Genomic DNA, 25,799 nt, shown 5'->3' with positions numbered 1-25,799 from the left:
AAAAAATCCGAAGTAAAGACTTCGGATTTTGTTAAATCATTTTAGACTATTTATCTAAGGCTAAACTGGTGCTGTTTTCTAGTGCTTCGGTTTGTTCTTGATATTCGACTATCTCATTTATTTCTTCGGAAGTCGTTTTTCTCCTAAACCACATTTTGAAACGCATTGATAAATAGAATAATATGGGTACAACAATTAATGTTAAAAACGTTGCCACGATCAGACCATAGATTACAGTCCAGGCTAGTGGCCCCCAGAAAATTACATTATCACCACCAAAATATATTTTAGGATCGAAAGAGCTAAACAAAGAAAAGAAATCAATATTTAATCCTATAGCTAAGGGGATTAAACCTAAAATGGTCGTAATGGCTGTTAGTAACACCGGACGCAAACGCGCTTTCCCTGCAAGAATAATAGCATCTAATAAATCTTGCTTGTTCAAATACTTATGGTCCTCTAAGTCTAAGGCGTTCTTTTTTCTATCAATTAATAATTGGGTGTAGTCAAGCAGAACAACACCGTTGTTTACTACGATTCCAGCGAGAGAGATAATACCCATCATGGTCATCATAATAACAAAAGGCGACCCCGAAATAACAATACCGCCAAACACGCCTATTAAACTTAGGAAGATGGCTATCATAATGATGGCTGGTTTTGAAACCGAATTAAATTGGAAAATTAAGATTAAGAAAATTAAGCCCAAACCTGTGAAAAAGGCGCCCATTAAAAAGGACATTTGCTTATTTTGCTCTTCAATTTGACCGGTATAATCGATATTTATATCCTCAGGAAGATTATTGAAGTTTTTCATTTCTTCTCGAATCTGTCCAACTGCAGCTGCAGCATCAGTAAAGCCCGGTGCTAGTGCAGAATATACGGTGACCACACGTTTAGTATCCCGATGTTTAATCGCACTAAAGCCAGAACTGTTTTTTTGCTTAGCTACTGTAGAGATTGGAATCTCTTTAATTTGACCAGACGCCATGTCCCTAAAAATTATTTTCTGGTTAAATATCGCACTTGTATTGTAACGATTTGTTTCGTTAAAACGGACGTAGATATCATAATCTTCACCATCTTCTTTGTAAATCCCCGCTTTAGCACCAAAAATAGAATTACGTAATTGTTGTCCTACCTGTCCTGAACTGACGCCCAATTCGCCAGCCTTTTCACGATCGACAACCACCTGCATAGCAGGTTTGTCTTTATTGACATCAATTTTTAATTCGTCGATGGCCTCAATGTTTTTAGAGTTAATGAATTCACGCATCAGCTCTGCTGTATTGATGAGGGTATTATAATCATCACCTTCCAATTCAATATTAATTGGAGCACCGGCAGGAGGACCATTGGCATCTTTTTCTACTGATATTAAAACACCAGGATAAATACCTACTAGAGATTCTTGTATTTTTTTAAGTAATTCTTGACTGTCTGCCCCATCCCGATATTTATACTCGCGCATGGAAACCGTAATTTTTCCTTTATGCGGCATTTCGGCAGCAGAACCACCATCTGTTTGCGGGTTTCCAGCGCCTTCACCCACTTGAGAAACCGCACTTTCTACTAGTAAGTTTTTACCATCTTGAATGTATTCAGGAGCATTTATCATCTTGTACACCTTCTCTTCTATCTCTTTTGTGATGGAATTCGTTCTATCAATATCTGTTCCTTGAGGGTATTCGATGTAAACAATAATTTGGTTTGGCTTGTTCTCTGGGAAGAATTCAATTTTTGTACGGTTAGTGGCTACAGAACCTCCAAACGCCATAAAAGCACCAATAAGCAAAACAAAAGTTAAAATCGTGATAATAACCGGTCGTTTCCCTTTTAATGCAGCAGAAATTTGTTTTTCATACCAGTTTTCAAGTTTGACCAAAGTTTTATTTTGAAAACGATTGGCCATACCTCTTAAAACCAAGCGGTATACCCAAAGCATAATAGCTGTAAAGAGCATGACTGATCCTAAAGCTCTATAGGTTCCTCCAAACAGTAAAATGATTAAGCCTATTCCTCCTATTATAGCAGAAATTCTAATTATTTTATTAATTGGCATTTCTTTATCTTCAATGGTCATAAACTGAGAGACCAATACCGAATTAAAGAATATAGCCACGATTAAAGAAGAGCCTAAAACAACAGATAATGTGATTGGGAAATACACCATGAATTCACCCATCACCCCTGGCCATAACCCCAAGGGAATAAAGGCCGCTACGGTGGTTGCTGTCGAGATGATAATAGGAAAAGCAATTTCTCCAATTCCCTTTTTAGCAGCTTCAATGCGAGACATCCCTTCGTCTTCCATTAAACGGTACACGTTCTCGACCACGACAATACCATTATCTACAAGCATACCGAGCCCCATGATCAACCCGAATAGAATCATGGTGTTCATCGTATAGCCTAAGTAATTTAATATCATTAAAGACATAAACATAGACATTGGAATCGCAAAACCAACAAATAAGGCGTTTTTAAAGCCTAAAAAGAACATTAAAACCGTCACCACTAAGATGATTCCAAAAATGATATTATTTACTAAATCGTCAACCTGGCCAATAGTTTTAGAGGACTGATCATTAGCGATAGTTACGCTTAAGTTTGATGGAAAAACATCGGTTTTAGCTTGAGCTACAATTACTTCTATTTGTTCTGCGGCTGCAACCATGTTTTTGCCGGCACGTTTTTTAACATCCAACATGACCACACGATCTCCAAATTCTCGAGCGAAAGTGGTCCTGTCTTTTTCTTTAAAAGTAACAGTAGCCACATCTTTTAAATAAATGGGATTGTTGTTTTCAACTTTTACAACGAAGTCATTTAAATCAGATGGATTTTCAATTTCACCAATAATTCTAATGGTGCGTCGTTGGCCGCTGGTCTTTAAATTACCTGCAGACATGGTCATGTTTCCATTTCCTACTGCCCCAATAATGTCGTCAAAACTAACTTTTGAAGCCATCATTTTGTAGGTGTCTACTGCAATTTCAACCTCTTTTTCCTGTGCTCCCCGAATATCAACTTTTTTAATTTCATCCAGATCTTCAATTTCATCCTGAAGATATTCACCAAATTCTTTGAGTTTTGCTACAGGATAATCACCAGAAATATTAATGTTAAGAATGGGTATTTCTTCACTCATACTCAATTCAAAAACATTAGGTTCTACTTTGGCGCCATTAAAAGTAGGCCAGTCTTCACCAGAAGTTTCAGAATCTATTTCGTCTTTTACTTTTTGTTTCGCTTGTTCTACAGAGATGTTTTCGTCAAATTCTACAATCACCATGGAATAATCTTCTTGTGATGTTGAGGTGATTTCTACAACATTACTTACTGTTTTTAGCTTGTCTTCTAAAGGGTCTGTAATGAGTTTTTCTATATCTTCAGCAGTGTTTCCTGGAAATAAAGAACTAACATAAATCTTAGTTTCCTTAATTTCTGGAAAACTTTCACGCGGCATACTAAAATAGGCTGAAATGCCTAAGAATAGAATAAGGGCCATTGCCATGTACATGGTCGTTTTATTCTTTATGGCCCATGACGATAGGATAAACTCCTTATCTACATTTTTTTTCTTTTTCATTATGCCTCAGTATTTTGATTAATAATTTGAACTTTCTGACCATCCTTTACACTTCTTGCGCCTTCTTTAATAATTTCGGCATTGTCTTCAATACCTTTTAAGACTTCAATAACATCCCCTTGTGTTTTTCCGGTTTCGATAATCACTTTTTCCGCAATCGCTGTATCACCATCTTTCTCTTTTAACACATAGATGTATTGTTCCCCTTCAGCGTTTTCAGAAATGATGTTTTGTGGGACTAGTAATGCCTTTTCGTTAGTATAATCGTTAATCTTTAGCTTAGCGGTTAAGTTGGGTTTAATCGTTCCTTTTTTATTTGGTACTGCAATTTCAATATTAAACGTCCGATTCGCGGGATTTATAAAATTTCCGGTTTGGCGGACTTTTGAATTTAATGTTTCGCCTAAAACAGGAAAATTAACTTCAACAGCTTTATTCTTTGTAACGTCTGAAACGTAACGCTCTGGCACATCTACAGAAATATACATGTCGTTTAAATTAACAACGCGCATTAAAGGTGTCTGTCCAGCAGCCACGACACTACCTTGTTCCGTAATAATGTCATCAATAACACCAGAAAATGGTGCGCGAACAGCTGTTTTTGCTAACTGGCTTTTTAATTGTTTTACGGCTTCTACCTGACCCTCATAAGCCGATTTGGCTTGTAAGTATTGAATTTCACTACCAATTTTCTGATCCCAAAGACGTTTTTGACGCTCAAAAGTTGTTTTTGCTAAATCGGCTTGAATTTGAAATTGTGCGATTTGCTGGCTCATGCCACCATCGTCAATGCGTGCTAATAGTTGGCCTTTTGAAACACGTTGTCCTTCTTTAACAATAACACTTTTTAAAATACCGCTCATTTCTGGCGTAATGACCAAATTCTGTTTTGTAGCTACATTACCTTGAAGTTCTAAAAAATGTTCGAATTTTTCTGATTTTGCAGTGAAGGTCGTAATTAAGGGTAATTTTTTTTCAGGCGTTAACGCATCGATTTTCATATCGATTGTTTTTAACTTGACACTTATTTCCTGTTGTTGAGCAATGAGTTTGTCACGCTCCGATTTTATAGCGTTAACATCTGTGCTTGATGAAATATCGATCGTTTTATTTGAATTACCTCCACCGCAAGCCGTTAATAACAGGGTAAGAAATAATATGGCATATATGTTTTTCATTATAATGGATTTTTAAGATTGATTAATTTTGTGGCATTTCATTTAAAACGGTTTCTAATGCTGCTTTTTTGGTTATAACGTCAAGCATGGCCTGCAGCAGTTCATTTTGAGCTTGGTATAATTGCGTTTGCGCTTGTCTAAGCTCAAAACTTGAAGCAATACCTTCAAAAAATTTCGTTTGGTTCTTTTGTTCTATGCGTTCTGCCAATGCTAAGTTGTCTCTTTTATTATCATAGTCTTCGATGGCAAACTGGTAATCGCTTTTGGCTGTGGCAATTTGCAGTTTGATTTTTTGCTCGGTCTCAATCAAATCGGTGGTTGATTTGTCAAGATTAATTTGTGCACGCTGTGTTGCTGCGCTCCTCATACCTGAACTAAATATTGGAATACTCAAATTAACCCCAAATAAGGAAGAACCAAACCAGTTTTGATCACTACTTACAAAGGTAAACTCATCACTAAATGCAGAATAGCCTCCATTCAAAAAAGCATTCAACTTTGGTAATGCTTTACTTTTTTCGAGCTTTACCATTAATGATTTTGCTTCAGTATCATTTTCAGCGATTTGGTAGTCAATAGTGCTTTTAGGATTGGCATCCATTTCTAAAAGACTTAAGGACATGTTTTGAGCCGTTAATGCTTCTAAGTCATCCGTCAAAATTAAAGGCTTATCGATAGCCATACCTAACACAATATTAAGCATCTGATACGCTAAAGTTTTTAATCTATTAGTATTATTTAAATTGCTTTCTATACCAGATAATGTGATTTTTAATTGCTCTACACTTTCTTCTTCACCTAAACCATTTTCATAAATTTTTGTAGTTTCAAAAAGGTTTTTTTCTAACACACTAATATTACGTTCTAAAATCTGCGCGCTTTCTTGGGTTAATAGTACATTGCCGTAGGCATTAATCACGGCTTTTCTAACTTCAAGGTCAGTTTTTGTTTTGGCGTTTTTAGAGATTTGTAGAAACACTTTGGCAGACTGTAGCGCTACTAAATAAGAACCGTCAAATAGTTTCTGGTTTAGCGTGGCAAAAGCGGTAGCACTTTGCTTGGTACCAAAAGTGACCTCTGCGAATTCTCCGGGATTTCCACCAAAAAATTCTGCTGGTATTACTTGAACCTGTTGTTTTAAGAAATTTTGGTAGTCAATACTGGCGCTTATTTGCGGTAATCCGGTAGCCGTAGTTTCCCATTTTTGCTTTTTTGCGGCTTCAATATCTAAAGCGGCGTTTTGTGCGGTACGGTTATTTTCTAAGGCGTAATCAATAGCTTCCTGTAAGGTGAAGCTCGTTTTTTCTTCTTGAGAAAATCCGATAGAAAAAGCAAAGAAGAATAATAGTATATGAAGGTGTTTCATCTGATTTATTGGTGGGTTTTTGTAATAAAATTATTTAATATATTGAATCCTTTTTCAGTAACTATGGCGCGCAAATGGTATTCTAAATAGCTTTCCATTAAATAGTCCATAGTATAGGTTTCAGGAGGAAAAAACATACTGTCTTTAATACCGGTCATCCCAGTAAAATACATTCTTGATATAAAATCTATGTCTATATTGTGGCGAAATACACCTGTTTCTACGCCTTTTGCAAGACTCTCATGGACAGAGTCGTGCATCTTTTCAAATTGTTTGAATTTTAATATTTCATGAATTTCGGGATAGTATTTTTTTAGCTGAAATTGAGGAGATGTTTTTTCATTTTTTAAATGATGCATCACATACATCTTAATCTCATACAATTCTTCAATTGGATTAGGCGAGGCGTCGCAAATACCATCAATACCATTGCAGATGACATCAAAAAGGTGGAAAGCGACAGCTTCAACTAACTTCGTTTTATTCGCAAAATGAACATAAATAGTCTTTTTGCTCATGCCTATTTCATTGGCAATATCATCCATGGTTACACTCTTAAATCCTAGATTTAAAAAGAGTTCACTTGCCTTATTTATAATTTGTTCTTTTATCATAATGGCTGCAAATATACGTCAGGAAACTTTAAAAACATTAAAAGTTTCCTAAGTTTTAATAATTTCTAAACATTAGGAGGGTTTTGGCTTCTGTTAATTTAGGATTTTACATTATTTTTGCCGGATGCAGACAACTACGACCTACCAAAAGGAATTTATAACCTATTTAGAGGCTTTTTCTAAAGAAAGAGAGCCTAAAAACCTATACGAACCTATAAACTATATCCTTAAATTAGGAGGTAAGCGTTTGCGGCCAGTGCTCACGTTAATGTCTGCTGAAATATTTAATTGTGATTATAAAAAGGCTTTAGATGCGGCTTTGAGTATTGAGGTGTTTCATAACTTTTCGTTGATTCATGATGATATTATGGATGATGCGCCAATACGACGTGGGAAGCCAACGGTTCATGAAAAGTGGGACTTGAATACGGGTATTTTATCTGGTGATGCCATGCTTATTATGGCGTATCGGTTATTTGAAAATTATGACCCAGAAACGTTTCAGGCTTTAGCAAAATTATTTAGTAAAACAGCCTTGGAGGTTTGCGAAGGCCAGCAATACGACGTGGATTTTGAAATACGTGATGATGTTACCATTCCTGAATATTTAAAAATGATTGAATATAAAACAGCGGTGTTAGTTGGAGCGGCAATGAAAATGGGGGCTATAATCGCTAAGGCCTCAGAAAAAGATCAAAATAGTATTTACGAATTTGGAAGGTTATTAGGAATTGCTTTTCAGCTACAAGATGATTATTTAGATGCTTTTGGTGATCCAGAAACTTTTGGGAAACAAGTTGGTGGTGATATTATTGAAAATAAAAAGACGTATTTGTATTTGAAAGCAAATGCGTTTTTAAGTGCTTCAGAAAGCATACAATTACAACAATTATATAGCGTAAACTTAGATGATAACGAAGAGAAGATTAATACGGTAAAAGCGTTTTTTATCTCAAGTGGTTCAGCCGAAACCACAAAAAAAGAAATTGCAAACTACACCAGTAAAGCCTTTTCCGTTTTGAATGCCTTGAGTATTTCTGATGAAAAGAAAACACTTTTACAACAATTTGGTAACACATTAATGACGCGTAAGGTCTAAATTGTGCAAATGAAAACAATGAAATTACCAACAACTTTTGAAGATTTAATAGAAGAAGCAACCGCTTTAGAGTTATACAAGGCTTTAGTTCTTCAGTTAAATAAAGATTTTTTATATGCTAATATTGATTTAGATTTTGATGTCGCTATTCTACCATCACATTTAAAATCGCTATTACATGATACGGTATATAAGCTCATTCAAAATAAGTTTACAGAATATCTTAATTTACTCTATATTATCGATGTTTCAGAACCTGCAATTAAAGCATTAAATGGAGATGATATGGTTGAGCTGGCTGGCCAGGTATCCTTTTTGATCTTAAAAAGAGAATGGCAAAAAGTTTGGTTTAGAAATAAGTATTCACAATAATGAGCTTTAGTTCGCTTTTCTTAGCGCGGAAGCTAGCGTAAAATTTAAAAATAGAACCTAACAAATGGGCCCCAAGGGTTAGCGTAAATACTTTTATTTTCATTATATAGCACATCATAACGCAGACCAATAGTTACGTGTTGCGTCCTGTAACCAGCGCCAATAAATAAAGCGGGAACCCAGTACTCATTATCTTGAAAAGCTATATTATTAAAGTTTTGACTGACGTGGTTTTGTTCAAATTCACCAGATAACTGAATCTCCTGAATGGGGTTGAATAAGCTAATAACACTGCCACCTAATATTGTTGATTTAAAAACATTTTTTTGACTGTAATAGGTGCTATTTAGTCCAACACCTAATGAAAATTGGTTATTAAAATCGTAAATAGCACTCGGTGCGAGGGTTCCGCTAAAAACAGCGTTTCCGATAGTTAGCCCAATGCCACCACCAAATCTAACATGTTGCCAAAAAGCACTTTTTTCTTCAGGTAAATTATCTTGTGAAAATGCAAGAGTGATAAAAATAAATGAAAATACTGAGAAAAGAATATATTTTAAGCTTTTGGGCAGGCTATCTTTCATAATCTTAAATTAAGTAAAGTTTAGAGTGTTATAAATATACTAAAAGCATCTCTAATTTTAGAGAAAGTTGTATTTTTGGTAAAATTTTGTTGAAGCGAACACGTCTTAAAGAAAATAATGGATAAATATTCCTTTTTAAACGCAGCACATACAGCATACTTTGCTGATTTATACGAACAATACCAGATAAACCCGGATTCTATAGAACCAAGTTGGAGAGCCTTTTTTCAAGGTTACGATTTTGGAAGCGAATCTTATGGAGAGAATGGAGAAGTAGTAGTAGAAAATACTTCTACTCAAATTCCAGGTCAAGTACAGAAAGAGTTTCAGGTGGTAAAACTAATAGATGGCTATAGAAATCGTGGGCACTTATTTACGCAAACGAATCCTGTTCGTGACCGTCGTAAATACGCACCAACCCTAGCGATTGAAAACTTCGGTTTAACGGAGCAAGATTTAGGGACCACCTTTAATGCTGGTGAAATTATAGGTATTGGTAAGCAAACGCTTAAAGAAATAGTTACTCATTTAGAAAGTATTTATTGTAAATCTATTGGGGTTGAGTACATGTATATTCGTAAACCTGAAGAAATACAATGGATTCAAGATAAACTGAATATCAACGATAATCAGCCGAATTTTTCTTCAGAACAGAAAAAACACATTCTTAAAAAACTAAATGAAGCCGTTTCTTTTGAGAGTTTTCTACACACAAAGTATGTGGGTCAGAAACGTTTTTCTCTTGAAGGCGGTGAGGCATTAATTCCTGCTTTAGATGCGATGATTGAAAAAGCAGCAGAATACGGTGTGCAGGAATTTGTGATGGGAATGGCACACAGAGGTCGTTTGAGTACGTTAACTAATATCTTCGGAAAATCTGCGAAGGATATTTTTAGTGAATTTGACGGTAAAGATTATGAAGAAGAGGTTTTTGATGGAGATGTAAAGTACCACCTAGGGTGGACTAGCAAACGTAAAACAGCCTCTGGAAAAGCAATTAAATTAAGTATAGCGCCTAACCCTTCACACTTAGAAACTGTTGGGGCCGTTGTAGAAGGTATTGTAAGAGCTAAACAGGATAAAGAGTATAGTGATAATTTTAGTAAAGTATTGCCAATTATAGTTCACGGTGATGCAGCTATTGCAGGTCAAGGCATCGTTTATGAACTGGTGCAAATGGCTCAGCTTGATGGTTATAAAACCAACGGTACAATTCACATTGTGGTAAATAACCAAGTTGGTTTTACTACAAACTACCTAGATGCGCGATCAAGTACCTATTGTACAGATGTGGGTAAAGTTACCTTATCACCAGTACTGCATGTTAATGCAGATGATGCTGAAGCAGTTGTACATGCTACGTTATTTGCGTTAGATTTTAGAATGCAATTTAAACGTGATGTTTTCATTGATATGTTAGGCTATAGAAAATATGGTCATAACGAAGGCGATGAACCACGTTTTACGCAGCCTAAACTCTATAAGGCGATTGCTAAACATGCAAACCCTAGAGATTTATACGCTCAAAAGTTATTGGCTGACGGTGTTATTGGTAAGGATCACGTTAAGGAATTAGAAAAACAGTACAAAGATAGTCTAGAGGAAAAATTAGAAGATTCAAGAAAAGAAGATAAAACGGTCATCACAGCATTTATGGAATCTGCGTGGAAAGATTTTACACGTGTAGATGAATTTGAGATGATGAAAGATGTTGATACCAAAACATCCAAAAAGAAATTAACCGAAATTACCAAAGTAATTTCAAACCTTCCTAAAGGCAAGAAATTCATCCGAAAAATTGAACGTTTAATCAATGACCGCCAAACGATGTTTGATGAAAATCGATTAGACTGGTCAATGGCTGAGCATTTAGCTTATGGAACTTTATTAGATGAAGGTTATGATGTGCGTATTTCTGGTCAAGATGTAGAGCGTGGCACATTTTCACATAGGCATGCCGTGGTTAAAGTAGAAGACAGTGAAGAAGAAATCTTGCTTTTAAATCATTTGAGTGATAACCAAGGAGACTTTTACATTTATAATTCTTTACTTTCAGAATATGGTGTAGTTGGTTTCGATTATGGTTACGCCATGGCGAGCCCAAAAACATTAGTTATTTGGGAAGCACAATTTGGAGATTTTAGTAATGGTGCACAAATTATGTTGGATCAATACATCTCTGCTGGAGAAGATAAATGGAAAACCCAAAACGGGTTAGTTATGTTGTTGCCTCATGGTTATGAAGGCCAAGGAGCAGAGCATTCTTCAGCAAGAATGGAACGTTATTTACAGTTATGTGCAAAAGATAACATGTATGTTACAGATTGTACCACGCCAGCCAATATGTTCCATTTGTTAAGACGACAAATGAAATCTAATTTTAGAAAGCCTTTAATTGTATTTACTCCAAAGAGTTTATTACGCCACCCAAAATGCGTCTCTACTGTTGAAGACTTTGCAAACGGAAGTTTTAAAACGCTTATTGACGACGATCAAGTGACCACAAGTAAAGTGAAAACCTTAGTGTTTCTGACTGGGAAGTTTTATTATGATTTAGATGAGAAACGTGAGGAATTAAAACGGGACGATGTGGCTTTAGTAAGAATAGAACAATTGTTCCCATTACCTGCCGAAGAAATACGTAAGGTCATAAAAAAATATAAAAAAGCAGAAGATATCGTTTGGGCTCAGGAAGAACCTAGAAACATGGGGGCTTACAGTCATATGTTAATGCATTTAGACGAAGCCAAAACCTTTAGAGCAGTTTCAAGACGCCCTTACGGCGCACCAGCTGCAGGGAGCTCAACGCGATCTAAAAAACGACATCAAGAAGTTATAGATTACGTGTTTGATAAAACTAAAAACAATCAACGATAAGCTTATAGCTTAGACATGATTTCTAAATAAGGGTCTTTGATGTTTTTTGTATACGATTAAACTATAAAATACAGGGTTCTAAATGGTGCCCCCAAAATAAATAACAACAGAATAAAATTATATTACGATGATTTTAGAAATGAAAGTGCCTTCACCAGGCGAGTCTATTACAGAAGTTGAAATTGCAGAATGGTTAGTAAAAGATGGAGATTATGTAGAAAAAGACCAGGCCATTGCAGAAGTTGATAGTGACAAAGCAACTTTAGAATTACCAGCAGAAGCGAGTGGTACTATCACACTTAAAGCTGAAGAAGGAGATGCTGTTGCGGTCGGGCAAGTGGTTTGCTTAATAGACACAGAAGCTAAAGCACCTGAAACATCTACTTATGAAGGGGGTGATGAAGGAGGAAATGATGATGTAGAAGAAAAATTAGCTAAAGATCAAAAATCGGTTGCTAATACTCAAAAGCATGATAAAGCACCAAATCCAGCAAAAGATACCTACGCATCTGGTATAGCAAGTCCTGCAGCCAAAAAGATTTTGGCTGAAAAAGGGATGGCGTCATCAGCTGTTACTGGTACAGGAAAAGATGGACGTATTACTAAAGACGATGCTGTAAATGCAGTGCCGTCTATGGGAACTCCAACGGGTGGAAGTCGTGGTACTTCAAGAAGTAAAATGTCTATGTTACGACGTAAAGTGGCAGAACGTTTGGTGGAAGCTAAAAATACTACCGCGATGTTAACGACGTTTAATGAAGTTGATATGTCACCTATTTTTGCTTTAAGAAATGAATACAAAGAAACATTTAAAAGTAAGCATGGTGTTGGATTAGGTTTTATGTCTTTCTTCACATTAGCGGTTGTTAGAGCATTAAAAATGTATCCGGCAGTTAATTCTATGATCGATGGTAAGGAAATGTTGTCTTACGATTTTGTTGATGTTAGTATTGCTGTATCTGGGCCAAAAGGTCTCATGGTACCTGTGATTAGAAATGCCGAACACCTCTCTTTCAGAGGGGTAGAAGCGGAGGTGAAACGTTTAGCTATACGTGCGCGTGATGGTCAAATAACAGTGGATGAAATGACTGGAGGAACATTTACCATCTCTAATGGAGGTGTCTTTGGTTCGATGTTGTCTACACCAATTATCAATCCGCCTCAAAGTGGTATTTTAGGAATGCATAATATTGTAGAACGTCCTGTTGCGATTGACGGCCACGTAGAAATTAGACCTATAATGTATGTTGCATTATCTTACGATCACAGAATAATCGATGGTAAAGAAAGTGTTGGTTTCTTGGTTGCTGTTAAAGAGGCCTTAGAAAACCCAACTGAATTGTTAATGGATAATGATGTAAAAAGAGCTTTAGAGCTTTAAAAATAAGCTACTTTAGTACAAATACTAGCGCAACTTAATAAATAAGTTGCGCTTTTTTTATTTGATAGCTTTTTTTAAAAAAAAGCAGAAATAATATTAATTGAAATTACAATTACCGCGACAACGATAATGCTAATAACAAACGTTTTATTCAATGTTGTTTCTTCCATACTTTTTGGTTTAATTAAAAATGCTGGGCAGTTACTCCTCAGAATTTTATAATGGGTTCTTCCTAAGAACTAATTAATAACACTGTAAAGGTAGATTACATGGATGAATTATGAAATACGTTGAATTACGTATTTTTTTTCAGAAGAGTAGAGTTTATAAAATAGAAAAGCTCCACATTATCTCCCAGTAATGTGGAGGCTGATCTCTTTGGTAATAGATTAATTACACTGTAAAGGTAGACTAGATTGATGAATTATAAAATACGTTGAATTACGTATTTTTTTCAGAATAGTTAGGTTTATAAAATAGAGAAGCTCCACATTATCTCCCAGTAATGTGGGGGCTGATCTCTTTGGTAATAGATTAATAGCACTGTAAAGGTAGACTAGATTGATGAATTATAAAATACGTTGAATTACGTATTTTTTTCAGAATAGTTAGGTTTATAAAATAGAGAAGCTCCACATTATCTCCCAGTAATGTGGAGGCTGATCTCTTTGGTAATAGATTAATAGCACTGTAAAGGTAGACTAGATTGATGAATTATAAAATACGTTGAATTACGTATTTTTTTTGGGAATAAAGTAGTTTGTAAAATAGAGAAGCTCCAGTAGTATCCCTTAATACCATGGAGCTTGAAATCTCTGTTTAATTAATTAATAGCACTGTAAAGGTAAAGTGAATTTTAGTATTAGAAACACGTAGAATTACCTGTTTTTAAATAACGAAGTGAATGTAGTTAAAAAAAGAGAAGCTCCATAGTATCCCTTAATACTATGGAGCTTGAAATCTCTGTCATACTTGATTAATAGCATTGTAAAGATAAAAGGAATTTTACTTTTAAAAAATACGTTGAATTACGTATTTTTTAAAAACTCTTTATTCATGTTCGCCCAGAGTACTAGGGCATTATGAGATTTTTCTAATTTTAGCTTCTTTACAATATTACTTCTGTGTTTCTCTATGGTTCTAATCGAGCTGTTTAAAATGTCTGCAATTTCTGTATTCGTCTTACTGTCAGCCAAAAACTGCGCCACCTTCATTTCCGTTTTAGTTAATAATTCAGTTAAGCCAGAATTGGTATATTTAATTTTAGAATTTAAGTAAGAAGCAATTTCTTCACTAAAATAAGGCTCACCACGTGTTACATGCTCAATACAGTGCTCAATTTCTTCAATAGCGAATTCTTTTAAAATATAGCCATAAACATTAAACGCTTTCGCTTTGTCAAAAAGTTGCTCTTCATTATCGAAGGTGATTAAAATAATTTTAGTCTCTAAATCGTTCTTTTGGCAATGCTCAGCGACATCAAGCCCAGTGAGATAGGGCATTCTAATGTCTAGAATAGCAATGTCTGGTTTATGCTTTATAATAAGATTGTATGCGGCTTGACCATCTTCTGCTCGACCAAGAATCGTATAGCCCTTAGATTCTATAAAATCACTAAGACCTCTTAACATTAATGGATGATCATCTGCGATTACGATGCTGGTTTTCATGAGGGTTTGAATAGATTAATAAGCATATAAAAGTAATAAAAATAGGCTATTTCAAGGGTTTTAAATAGAGATATTTTTTATCGTAGTCTATAATTGCTTTTCCTTTTTTGAGAATATCGGCACCAATAATGCCATGGACAGGTGCAGCATTGTGAGCAACTAGCGCGGTGTTGACGTGAACTAAATCAAATAAAACAAGCTTTAGTTTCTTTGTTTTCCAACGCCCTATTTTAAGCGTGTTGCTGTTAGATATTTGAGTAAGCATATTAGTTGCGCCAGCACCTGCGGCTTTAATCTCCGAGTCTTTTACTTTTAAATTAAAGAATGTGGTGTCTGCAAAACCAATGCAACTACTTGAAGCTCCCGTATCTAAAATAAACAACCCTTTTACGCCATTTAAAGTGGCCTTGACTTCTAAATGATTGGTTTTTGTGAGTTTTAATTTTATTTTTTTATACGAATTTTTAAGTAGAAAGTCTTTTAGTTTATTTTCCATATTTAAATTTATAAAACACTAGTAAAAGTAGTGCTATTCCTGCTAAAACTAAAAGGATGATGATTAAATTTGTAGTCTCTTCTTTGGGCTTAGTTAATGCGCCATGGTATGTAAAAGCACTCCAAAAATACGGTGATTTTTTTGTGTTTTTTATTTCAGAATCATTAAGATAAGCCAGTTTTGAAAAATGATTGGCTTCAAAAGCAGAACCGCAATCCTTATATTTTTCATAAAATAAAGTCATGACTTGTGAGGTCGAAAAATCACTAATTTGCCAAAGGGAGAATACTACGTTTTTCGCGCCAGCATATTGAAACCCGCGAGCGACACTCATAACACCTTCGCCACGTTGTGAAACACCAACGCCAGTTTCACAAGCACTTAGAACCACTAAATCGGCTTTTAAATTTAGACCATACAACTCGTTTAAGTAAAGTTTAGAATTTCTAAATTCTATATAGGCAGGTTCTATAAAATCGCCACTACTGGCGTGAGTGGATAAATGTAAAATATCGAAAATTTCAGCTTGCGCTAAAAATGCTTTCTTTGTTGCTTTGTCATTCATTAACAAAGTTACATCCATTTCCTTTGCTAAACTTTTTGCTTCGTCTATAGAGTATTTTAATTCTTGATTCTCGTTTTCAAATACAGGAAAAACACCTAAAGTCTTATGTGAGTTACTAGGTTGGTAAGACTTTAAATACAAATCAACATTAGAAACATACGCTAGTTTATGCGATTTTACAACAAAAGGCATGTTCTCAAATTTAAGAGCATTTGTTCTTTCTGTAAGTAAAGCATCAAATGGCACAAAATTTAAAAACCCATCTGGAATAATGATGAGGTTTTGCTTGTCTTTTACTTGCTGTAATTGAAGTAACTGATATAAATTAAAAGCAGCATTAGTATATTTTGGAACGTTATTATTTATAGCTGAAGGCGTATTAAAATAGTCAATAAAAGTTGAAATGCTTTTTCGGGTGTTATCAGATAAAGGAATTTTCGTAAGCTTTGCTGTGGTGTCTGAAATGATAAACTGATAGATATTTGTTTTTCCGAAGAAATACTCAATTAAAGTAGCTTCGTCTTCCTTTAATTTTTCTCCAATGGCTTCAAAAGATGTAGTTGTTTCTTTTGTAGGGTATTTTTTTTCTATAGTGGCAGACACCTCTTTTAAAGCTAAAGAAAGGGTATGTATACTATCTCGTAAGTTGTTAATTTTAAGTGCTGATTCTGCAGTATAAGGTCTGGTTAGTAATTTAAACCGTAACGCTTCTTGAATTTGAGAAAGTTGCTTTTGCTTTAGTAATAGACTATCATTAGGATGGTTTTCTAAAAGTGACTTTTTCTTAATTTCACTTTTTAAAATGGCCGCTTTATGTCGTTCTGCAAAAGAAAAGGCACGGGCAATTGGCTTTGTATTATCGCTTGATTTTGATAATTCGTATAAGGTTGAAATACAACGTTCACTGCGATTTCTGTTTTTCATTAAATTAATAAGCTTGCCTTGTTGATCTGTGATGTTTTTTTCTAGGAGTTCAGAAACATAAAAACTTAATTCGTAGCAAGCTATTGTATTTTCTGGATTGGTTTGTAATTCAGCTAAGAGATCAAAAATATCAATAAATGTATTTTCAGCAAAGAGTAGGTGTTTTGGAGGTAATCCATTTGAGAGATTGACATTGGTAATTAAAATTTTTAGAGCCTCTTGTAATTGTTCTGCACTTTTATTTTTGTCGTCAAGCAAAAAATAAAGTTGCGCTTCTTCAAATTTAAATTTAGCCAGATCCACAATGGACTGATTTTTTGTTTTTCGAGAGGATTTTAAACGCTTAAAATAGTCTAAGGCTTGATCATAATCTCCCTTTTGCTTGGCTAAAAGATACGCTGTTTCGTAGGTTAATAGTGTACTATTATTTGTTAAAAGTCCAGGGTTTGGTGAAGGTTTTAGGCTTTTAAGTGAAATTTCACTTTGTGTTTTGAGGAGGTTCAGTTCTTGACGTTTACTTGGGCTAATGCCTTTAGTTTTTAAAGCGTTATTAATAATGGTAATTGCAGATTGATGCTTACCCAATTTCTGGTAAAGATTCGCCAGATTTTTTGCGCCTTTAATTTGCTGTGAGACGTTTTTGTTTTTCTCAGCGATAAAAAGATACTGTTTTATAATGTTTTCAGCATTGGTATAATTGTTTGTTCTGTGATAGAGAATGCCTAAATTGATTAAGCAATACTCGACAATATCGAATTCCAGAATGCTCTGTTTTTTATATAATGAATAGGCTTTTTCGTAAGTTTGAATGGCTTCATTTAATTGGTTGTTTTGGTTTAAATAATACGCTTTATTAACCAGTAAATAAATAAATTCATAGTACTCATTTTTTGAAGTAAGCTGCGTTTCAAAAACAGCGATTTGTTCGTTTAAAACGTGTAGACCTTCCTTACTGGAGTTATTTATAAACCCATCAGTGGCGGCAATAATTTGCTGTTCTAAGTCTTGTGCTTCAGTAAAACTGAAGGTAAAAAATAAGAGGAATAGAATATAACTATTTTTCATACAGCATAAGACCTAAGGATACTTCATAAAAGAATAAATACACAAAAGAAATCAAGGCTCAAAATTTCCAAATGGCGTAAAATTGCAGATAACTAAACTCCTCTTTAAAACTGAAGACATAACGTGCGCCAAGACTAGGGCCAATACGCGCAAAGCCGGCTGTGGCTTCTACTAATAAACCACTTCTAAAATTAGAGAAAGAGTCACTGGTTTCTTGAGAACTGTCGTTTGTGAAAAGGAGTGCTCCAGGTTGCGTATTTATATTTTCGAAGCTTTCGATTAAGACCTGTTCTGTTCGTTTTTCACTAAGGGATACCATGCCTTGTAATCCAGCTCCTAATCCAATATAATTATTAATATTATAGCGCGCTAAAACAGGTAGTTCCCAAGCTATACTTTTATAGGTGTTATTTCTTGTCGTACGCTCATAACGCGGTTCTCCAGCTCCAGAATCTGTTAATCCTTCTGTAATAAATGTGTCACTTTCATAGTTATGAAAACTGTTTAATAATTCTACTTGCCAATACCACTTATAGGATTTGTAAGGTGAAATGGTGGCTCCAATAAAATAACTTTCAGATTTTTTTAAATCGTTAAATGCGTTATAACCGGCTTTTACACCAACAGAAACACCAGGTAAAAAACGAGTGGTTGAATAATTGGTTATGATGGGCTCATTCTTGTCAAAAATAATAGCGGTTCGCGATTTTGTTTTTGTCTTATGAAAATCTTTAGCAAATTTTAAACTGTATTTAACAAAGCCTTTAGTTGAGTCGTAATCTTTAACGTTTTTTTGCTCGCTTCCAGGTAAGTAGATGTTTTTAAAAGTGAAAATTGCTTGAGTCGCCGTAAATGTCGTATCCAAACAGCTGTATTGGACGTCTTGTTTGGGGCAAATTTTACATTTAGGATACATAGCTTCCACCCGAATGGTTTTTTTATCAAACATATCGGGAACATCTGTTTCTAACCGAATGGTTCGTGCAGGACCTTCGCCATTATTTTGAAATCTAATTTTAAACTGAGGACGCTTAAAACGGACAAGACGGTAATTTAAAAAGGTTGCGTTTGATGACATTTTATTAGGATCATGAGAGGTTACAATTTCCATTTCCATGTCTTTTACTTTGTGAGTCTTGTAAGCATCATCTGGAATATAAATACTTCTAACCGAAATAATGGCGCTGGTGTCCTTAAGCATTTCTGGGGTGGTTTTAAAAGTAAAAAACACATGACGCTCTTCATTTGGCTTCATGTTATTAAATTCTAGTGCTCTTGCGTTTTTATAAGTGGTTTCAGCTTCAGCTTTTGTTAACTCCAGATCTTCTCTTTCGGTTGTATCTACAGTTCTTGCTTTTAAATTTTGGATTGTACTTTCTACGGAAGCATAAAAACGCGTGTCGTCATTTTTTTCATTAGAAAAAACGAAACCATCCGTAGTCGTGCTTTTTTCATTGTTATAGGTTCTCGTGTTTACCAACTCAAAATTATCTGCCTTATATTTTTCTTCATTAAAATAAAGCAGAAGTTTTCCATTAGTCGCATAATCTTTACTGTTTTTATAACTCATAACAAGAACCATATCTTCACTAGGCATAGGTTCACGGTTTTTTATAAGCATTAAGTCTTCAGTCATAGATGCTTCTGCTTCATAAGCCGAATCTACAGTGTCAATTTCTATTTTTTTAGGTCGTGTTGTTGGTGGTTTTCCAGTATCATACATATTGGTGGCCCAATATTTTACTTCGTATTCGCCTTCTTTTTTGTATTTTTTTGTGGGTTGTTCTTCTTTGCTATAGTCACCATCGCCAAATTCCCAGAAATGATTATAAAATGCTTTAGGTGCGCCTGCAATTTGATTTAAAGGAGGGGTAAGCGGTGAAAAATTAACCGTGTTGCCGTTAATTTCATATTCAATGCTAGCACTACGCGTAATGGTGTCATTGACGATGCTTTCCTGAGCAAGAAGGTTAAATGAAAAGCTAAAAAGCAAAAATGTTATAGAGAAAATCTTCATGGTTGAATGAATTAGTAGCATTTAAAGATACAAAAACTAAAAAACGTTAACGTGGTGTTTTTCTGAATATCATTTTAAGTTTCGTGATGCTATATTAATTTATGTTTTAAAGGATACGGTCTAATAAGTAATAAATGGTGTCAGTTTGAACGCAGTCCAAAACCTTTTTGTTTTTATTTCAGTACGGTTTAATATTAGCATTTTAAGTATAATAAGATTTCACTTGCTCTTGAATTACTGTTGTGTTAGCTACTGTTTTTATAATTTTGAACACTATTGTTTACGTCCTTATATAAAGGCAAAGATTATTTTGTTACCTGTTAATCTAGATTTTTTTCAAAAAGAAAAGCCGAAAACAATACGTTTTCGACTTTTTAAAGTAGGTATTAGTGATTATGGTAGCGCATTAATGATGTTTATAAATTCTGCTTCTGTAGCCAATGCTGTTTCACTAAAATCAAAAGTGATAATGTCATCTGCGATAATAGTTACTGCTTTTACGGTGTATCTCCATAACCCATTGTCTTCTGTTGCGAAAATAACATGACACTCTAAACCAATAGGAATTTGCCCATAATGTTCGCTAAATAAATTCAATGTTCCATCGTAAGTATCTAAAGACGCTAACCCACTGTCTTCACCATCGTATGATAAATAGATAGCACTGTTTGTAAAATTGTAACCTACTGGCGCTTGTGCTTTAATCAATGTTTTTGGTCTTGGATCGTTATAAAAACGATCAATATTTGACCATCCAAATTGTCCTAAGAAAGCATAATATTCTCCGCCTTCTACAAATACACCACCTTGTCCTGCGGCATCGCCAACCCGGTCCCAATCTAAATTATCATCAGCATCTATAGTGCCTTCCCAAAGGGTCATCGCTGCGTCTGCTCCGCCAGTTAAACTGGTAGGCACCACCAATTGTATGTCACAACTTGTTTCTAAGGCGGTTCCATTTTGTGAAGCTTCTAAAAAGAATTCACCACCAGATAATAACAGCGCTTTGTCTCCATTAGGTAAAACACCCATGGTAGGCTTGTTTGTGGTCAACATGTTTCCTTTTTCAAATAATTCAACATACTCTAAATCGATGGTTCCTGTTACGACATTTCCATTGCGTGTTAAGCAGGTGGTGTTAATATTAATTTGAACACCGTGATCTGAGGTTAGTGTGATGTTTCCGTCATTACCATCAAATTGGAAGGTTTGTGTTTGGTTTTCTAAAGCTTGTGCTTTAATGTTTGAAAATTCCTGAGCAGTAGCGACTTGTTGTAGTACTTCTAAATCTGCATCATCGCTGGTTTCACAACTTGTGAATAATACTGCGCTCAATACTAAGGCTCCGAATATTCGTTTTAAATTTTTACTCACGTTCTTCTTAGTGTTAAAGTGTTCGTGATTTGTTTTTGAAAAGTTCATAATTTCTATGTTTTAATTGTTCTACATCTTTATATAAACAGGGCAACACTATTGTTACCCTGTTTTGATGTTTTTTTTAATCTAATAGGCTTAAAGCATCTAGTATTTCTTGAGTTGATTTCGCTTCAAAGTTTAGGGTCAATTCTTCTTCATCGGCAATAATCACCTCTTCTACAGCTAAATATTGCTGATTGTTTTCTACAGTAATTGCGATATAAGTCACTGCTAAACCTTCAGGTAGCATGTCTACATAACTTTGCAGACCATTGGCGTAAGGCGTACTAAATTTCACTACTGCAGGAAGGTTGTTCTCTTCAAATACTAAGAATATAGCAGTTTCTGGGGTATTTGGACTATTGGATAAATTGATGTAGTTGGTCGTTTTGGTTCCTGGATAGTTATAAAACTTATCACAATTAGACCAGCCAGTATCAAAAACGTCATAGATGTAAGAGGCTGGTGCAGCAACATACTGCATAGAGTTTCCGTTTATGCCTACATCACTAGTAGCATTCCAAACAATTCCTTCGGCAGGTGTTGCTGTTCCAGAAAATGGTAACATTTCTGGGTCTAAACCTCCTGCCGAGGGTACTGATATTTGATAGTTACTACCATCGGCTATTAGCAAATCGTTTCCGTTTTGAGAAATTTTAACTTCTGTTTCACCTTCAGATAAGAGGAAGGTATTTTCACTAGAAAAGTTAATCGCATTTGTGGGTGTATTTGATAAGATCATCTGACTTGGTTTAAAAATTTCTTTTATCGCCACGTCTACCATTCCCGTTACTGGGTTGTTGTTCCCGTCTACAAAAGCATTTGGTGGAAAGATGACCACTGTTCCGTCTTCACCAGTTACACTTCCTCCAGCTGAGGCATCTATTGAAAAGGTTTGGTCTTGTACACCATTTGCTTCAAAAAAGCCTTGAATGTCATTGTAGCTCAACACTTCTCCCGTGTCAATAGGAGCCGTATCATCATTTGCTTCACAGCTAAAAAACACGGCGGTTATTAATAGCGCTCCGAATACGCGTTTTAAATTTTTACTCACCCCATTCTTAGTGTTTAAGTGTTTGTTATTTTTTTTTGAATAGTTCATAATTTCTATGTTTTAAAAGTTTATTATTTACTATTATATAAATGGGGGTAACATTTTGTTACCCCCATTTTTTAATTATTTTTTAATTATTTTTTTACTGAAGGATTCTCCATCAATTTGTGCAATACAGATATACAGCCCTGTTGGCCACTTACTGGTATTTATAGTGGTTTTTTTAGTAGTGATTTCTTTTGAAAATACTCGAGTTCCACTTTGTGTTGTTATTTGTACAGGGATAGCTGAATCACTTTTAAAGGCTGAGAAATCCAAAGTCAATTCATCGTTTACAGGATTTGGATGTGCAACAATCTGATTCGGTTTTACATCAGGATTATCTTCTTGTATAATAGGGTTGTTAACTGGAAGCCCTATTTCTATTTCCTGATCTTCTTCATAAACTATTATTCTACGTTTACAGCAGCTTACTTCGAAGAAAATATCAACAGCATCCCAAGGCAAACCAACAGCCAAACGGAATTTATATATTTTCCCCGGTCGTAAATGGTAACCAGAGGGTAAAAAATCGACAATATTAATATTGTTAGGTGCTTGGGTTAAGGGGTATACCCATCCAGAATGTAATACTGAAGTGTCGGTCCAGGTCATTGGGTTGAATTCTGAAAGACCAACAAAATAGCGATTCTCGCAACTGCTTAAAGAGCCATCAACCAGCAAATTATCTACTAAACATAATTCTGTTACGTCTAAAGGACCGTATTTTGATGGTACTTGATTTACGGCATAAGGATATCTAAATTTAGCTACTGCTGTCGCGCCCATGTTAGGTCGGCAATCTTTACAGTTAAACACCTGGTGAAAACTTTCATATGAATAACTTAATGGATTGCCACCAAGCTTGCGATCGATTCCAGTTACTAAAAATTCACAGTCATAGATGGCGATACTCGATAAATGATTTTTAATTTTTGAGCTTAAATCATATTCATGTAGTAGCGCATCAGCATCTGAAAATAATTGCACTTTATTATTTTCCGAAGCAAGAGTACCATAGTTTTTTGAAATAATAAGTCTGTTGTTAATATCAACGTCAACCTTCGCATTGCCAGTTTGAAAAACAGAAGGCATGCTTCCAGGAATTAGTTTTTTTGTCTTATATACTATGTTTGGCGGATTACCTTCACTTGTTACATAAAAAATATCTCCGTTTGTTCTTAATGCAATTTGGTTATTAGTACCATTAAAACGTGTTCCCGTTTCTGTTAGACTAGAATTTAAGGTAGAGAGGTTAAGGTTAGATCCAAAAAGAAAGTTGGGTACGTAGGTGTAGTGTTTTATTTTTAATGGAGAGCTATAGCCTTTAGAGTATCCAACAACAAACTTATTGTCTTTCATATCCATTTGTAATACAAAAGGTTGACTTGTGTTTACGTTTTCTAGAGGTATAAAGCCTTTATAATTCATATTTCTATATATTTTAATTCTAGCATTCGAACCTTCTACGCAACCAATGAGGACGTCGCCATTTGGCGCAACTTCTATGTCTGACCCTAGCGTGGTATTGGCAACTTGAATTCGACCGCCTATTTGAGTTCCAGAACTGTTGTATTTTTTTAAATACGTTCTAAACGTCGTGCTTCCTGTGCTGGTTCGGTCTTTATACAATACGTAGACATTATTATTTTGGTCTAGTCTAATTCTCGTAAAAGCGTGATACGTTGAAATAAGCACTTGTGGTGAAGTGGCAGCAAACGTGGTTCCATTGTATACCTTCAAATAATTTCCACAATCTACACCGCCAACCCAATAGGCCGAAGCATGAAATTGTTTGTTTTTATCTGAGGTTGATTGTACCCAATGACTAGTGGAAGACGTTAAATTACTCGTTTGTACTCCTGGTGTTAATTGACCTTGAGCATGTGTCATTGAAGCATTTGTACTGAAAAGTACAAAAAGGATGAGGGTGATCATTTTTTTCATGATTTCTAAATGTTTATGGATTAATAAATTATTAATTGTTTAGCCATTTTGGCTTTTACAACCTTATATGGAAAGCATTTAAAAATTGTTACCCTTATTTTGTGAAGTTTTTTTAAATTCGTTAGAAACTAATAAGGAAATAAGGCTTCTATGAGTGAAAAAAAAATCCACGAAGACCAAAAATATATTGATGGCTTATTGCAAAATAACTCCTTTATAATTCAAGCCATTTATGATAAGTTTGTGCCTAAAGTCGTCAACTATATAAAGCAGAATAGCGGAGATGCAGATCAGGCTCAAGACGTTATTCAAGACACTATTGTCACTATTTACAATCAGAGCAAAGAAAAAGGATTGCAACTCACTTGTCCTTTTGATGCTTATTTCTTCTTGCTCTGTAAACGCAGATGGTTAAACGAACTCAAAAAAAGTAATAATAAAGAGGTAACAATTAATGAACAGGTCTTATCTAAAGATGACGACGCACATGAACTTGCTTTTGAAACGGCATTGTTTGGAGAAAAACAAGCCTTGTTTAACGAGATGTTTCAAAAGTTAGGGTCGGCATGTAAAGATTTAATAAAAGCCACCTTTAAAATAAAATCAATGGAAGATGTGGCAAAAAGTTTAGGCGTTACCTATGCGTATGCACGTAAAAAAAAATCTTTATGTATTGGAAAACTAACAAAGCTGGTTCAGGAGTCACCTAAATTTAACCAACTTAATAATTAATGTTATGGATGATCAAGATTACATAGAATTCGACCAATACTTGCAAGGTGAATTAGCTGTTGAAGAATTAATTGCTTTTGAAGCACGCCTTAGGAATGAACCTGCATTTGAAAAAGAATTCCGTCTTTATAAAGAGGTGCATGCGCACTTACAATATAAATTTGAAAATGAAACTGAAACCAATGCTTTTAAAGAAAACTTGGGACATATTTCGAGCACCCATTTTAATAAAACGAAAGCCCTTGAAGAAACGCCAAAGAAATCTAAAGTGTTTAGACTTGGCCAATTAGCAATAGCCGCAAGTGTGGTCATTTTTATAGGTGTTTTTGCGTTTAATCAATTTTCAAACCCAGCCTATAGCGATTATAATTCACATGATCCAATGACTGTTGTAAGAGGGGTGGATGACATTGAAAATTTAATTGTAGCGACCAAAGCATTTAACAAGGAGGACTATATAAAAGCGAACGCTTTATTAGGAATGGCACATGAAAAGAATTCTGAAAATAAAGAGTTACAATTATACTACGCAATAACTCATTTAGAATTGGATAATTTTAAAGCAGCTGACGCTCTTTTGACTAATTTGGCGCAAGGCAATTCAGCATACAAATACAAAGCGACTTGGTATGCTGCGTTAAGTCAGCTAAAACAAAAAAATACTCCCGCATCTATTGCATTACTTAAACAGATTCCGGAACACGCCGATGATTACAAACAAGCAAAAAAGCTTTTAAATAAATTGGAGTAAATGAAAGATATACCTTCTAGATTTCTAAAACCGGACAGATCTTAAAATATCTCTTATAAA

Annotated in this window: 18 protein-coding genes; 6 read left to right on the top strand and 12 right to left on the bottom strand. The window is 34.9% G+C overall.

The annotated features are described in order from the left end of the window. Positions 1-46: 46 nt before the first annotated feature. From GQ46_RS08380 to GQ46_RS08365, 4 genes are read right to left on the bottom strand one after another with little or no spacing between them, the layout of a single operon-like run. Positions 47-3,592: an efflux RND transporter permease subunit gene (locus GQ46_RS08380; RefSeq protein ID WP_044400475.1), complete on the bottom strand. Its 3,546-nt coding sequence runs from the start codon at positions 3,590-3,592 to the stop codon at positions 47-49. Beyond that, entirely contained in the window at positions 3,592-4,770 is a 1,179-nt protein-coding gene (locus tag GQ46_RS08375) for an efflux RND transporter periplasmic adaptor subunit (protein WP_044400472.1), read from the bottom strand. Before GQ46_RS08375 ends, GQ46_RS08380 begins: the two co-directional genes overlap by 1 nt. A gap of 22 nt (positions 4,771-4,792) precedes the next feature. Next, a complete protein-coding gene (locus tag GQ46_RS08370; protein WP_044400469.1) occupies positions 4,793-6,136 on the bottom strand; it encodes a TolC family protein in 1,344 nt (447 codons plus the stop codon). A 5-nt stretch (positions 6,137-6,141) separates the two neighbouring features. Then, positions 6,142-6,747, bottom strand: a complete 606-nt coding sequence (locus GQ46_RS08365; protein ID WP_044404763.1) for a TetR/AcrR family transcriptional regulator — start codon at positions 6,745-6,747, stop codon at positions 6,142-6,144. Between the two features lie 127 nt (positions 6,748-6,874). Here GQ46_RS08365 and GQ46_RS08360 point away from each other — a divergent pair, with 127 nt between their 5' ends. Together GQ46_RS08360 and GQ46_RS08355 are read left to right on the top strand one after the other, a co-directional pair. Next, positions 6,875-7,849 carry a polyprenyl synthetase family protein gene (locus GQ46_RS08360; protein WP_044400466.1) on the top strand — a complete coding sequence of 325 codons (975 nt, stop codon included), beginning with the start codon at positions 6,875-6,877 and terminating at the stop codon, positions 7,847-7,849. A gap of 18 nt (positions 7,850-7,867) precedes the next feature. Then, the gene (locus GQ46_RS08355) at positions 7,868-8,221 is read left to right on the top strand and encodes a hypothetical protein (protein ID WP_044404760.1); all 354 of its coding nucleotides are present in this window, start codon (positions 7,868-7,870) and stop codon (positions 8,219-8,221) included. Between the two features lie 44 nt (positions 8,222-8,265). Here the strand turns inward: GQ46_RS08355 and GQ46_RS08350 are convergent, their stop codons facing one another. Further along, complete coding sequence (locus tag GQ46_RS08350; protein ID WP_044400463.1) at positions 8,266-8,805, bottom strand: hypothetical protein; 540 nt, start codon at positions 8,803-8,805, stop codon at positions 8,266-8,268. 117 nt (positions 8,806-8,922) lie between these two features. Between GQ46_RS08350 and GQ46_RS08345 the strand changes: the two genes are divergently transcribed. Both GQ46_RS08345 and odhB read left to right on the top strand, forming a co-directional pair. After that, complete coding sequence (locus GQ46_RS08345; protein ID WP_044400460.1) at positions 8,923-11,682, top strand: 2-oxoglutarate dehydrogenase E1 component; 2,760 nt, start codon at positions 8,923-8,925, stop codon at positions 11,680-11,682. Between the two features lie 127 nt (positions 11,683-11,809). Then, a complete protein-coding gene (gene odhB / locus GQ46_RS08340; protein ID WP_044400457.1) occupies positions 11,810-13,063 on the top strand; it encodes a 2-oxoglutarate dehydrogenase complex dihydrolipoyllysine-residue succinyltransferase in 1,254 nt (417 codons plus the stop codon). A gap of 1,028 nt (positions 13,064-14,091) precedes the next feature. Here the strand turns inward: odhB and GQ46_RS08335 are convergent. The 7 genes from GQ46_RS08335 to GQ46_RS08305 form a co-directional block, all read right to left on the bottom strand. Further along, positions 14,092-14,733, bottom strand: a complete 642-nt coding sequence (locus tag GQ46_RS08335; RefSeq protein WP_044400454.1) for a response regulator transcription factor — start codon at positions 14,731-14,733, stop codon at positions 14,092-14,094. Between the two features lie 46 nt (positions 14,734-14,779). Beyond that, positions 14,780-15,229 (bottom strand): retropepsin-like aspartic protease, encoded by a 450-nt coding sequence (locus GQ46_RS08330; RefSeq protein ID WP_044400451.1) that lies wholly within the window; start codon positions 15,227-15,229, stop codon positions 14,780-14,782. Continuing rightward, positions 15,219-17,783 carry a CHAT domain-containing protein gene (locus GQ46_RS08325; protein ID WP_044400449.1) on the bottom strand — a complete coding sequence of 855 codons (2,565 nt, stop codon included), beginning with the start codon at positions 17,781-17,783 and terminating at the stop codon, positions 15,219-15,221. Before GQ46_RS08325 ends, GQ46_RS08330 begins: the two co-directional genes overlap by 11 nt. A gap of 58 nt (positions 17,784-17,841) precedes the next feature. Next, positions 17,842-19,800 (bottom strand): PKD domain-containing protein, encoded by a 1,959-nt coding sequence (locus GQ46_RS08320; RefSeq protein WP_044400447.1) that lies wholly within the window; start codon positions 19,798-19,800, stop codon positions 17,842-17,844. A gap of 393 nt (positions 19,801-20,193) precedes the next feature. After that, positions 20,194-21,222 (bottom strand): hypothetical protein, encoded by a 1,029-nt coding sequence (locus GQ46_RS08315; RefSeq protein WP_044400445.1) that lies wholly within the window; start codon positions 21,220-21,222, stop codon positions 20,194-20,196. A 76-nt stretch (positions 21,223-21,298) separates the two neighbouring features. Further along, positions 21,299-22,318, bottom strand: coding sequence for a hypothetical protein (locus tag GQ46_RS08310; RefSeq protein WP_044400443.1), 1,020 nt, complete (start codon positions 22,316-22,318; stop codon positions 21,299-21,301). Between the two features lie 75 nt (positions 22,319-22,393). Then, positions 22,394-24,256, bottom strand: a complete 1,863-nt coding sequence (locus GQ46_RS08305; protein WP_082041730.1) for a T9SS type A sorting domain-containing protein — start codon at positions 24,254-24,256, stop codon at positions 22,394-22,396. Between the two features lie 150 nt (positions 24,257-24,406). On the opposite strand from GQ46_RS08305, the gene GQ46_RS08300 reads away from it, so the two are divergent. Both GQ46_RS08300 and GQ46_RS08295 read left to right on the top strand, forming a co-directional pair. Then, the gene (locus GQ46_RS08300; RefSeq protein WP_044400439.1) at positions 24,407-24,988 is read left to right on the top strand and encodes an RNA polymerase sigma factor; all 582 of its coding nucleotides are present in this window, start codon (positions 24,407-24,409) and stop codon (positions 24,986-24,988) included. Between the two features lie 4 nt (positions 24,989-24,992). Beyond that, a complete protein-coding gene (locus GQ46_RS08295) occupies positions 24,993-25,739 on the top strand; it encodes a hypothetical protein (RefSeq protein WP_044400437.1) in 747 nt (248 codons plus the stop codon). Positions 25,740-25,799: the final 60 nt, after the last annotated feature.

Origin of the sequence: Lacinutrix sp. Hel_I_90 (assembly GCF_000934685.1) — a bacterium.
GTDB lineage: Bacteria > Bacteroidota > Bacteroidia > Flavobacteriales > Flavobacteriaceae > Lacinutrix.
The sequence above is the reverse complement of the archived record's forward strand: the minus strand, read 5'-3'. Positions and strand labels throughout refer to the sequence as shown.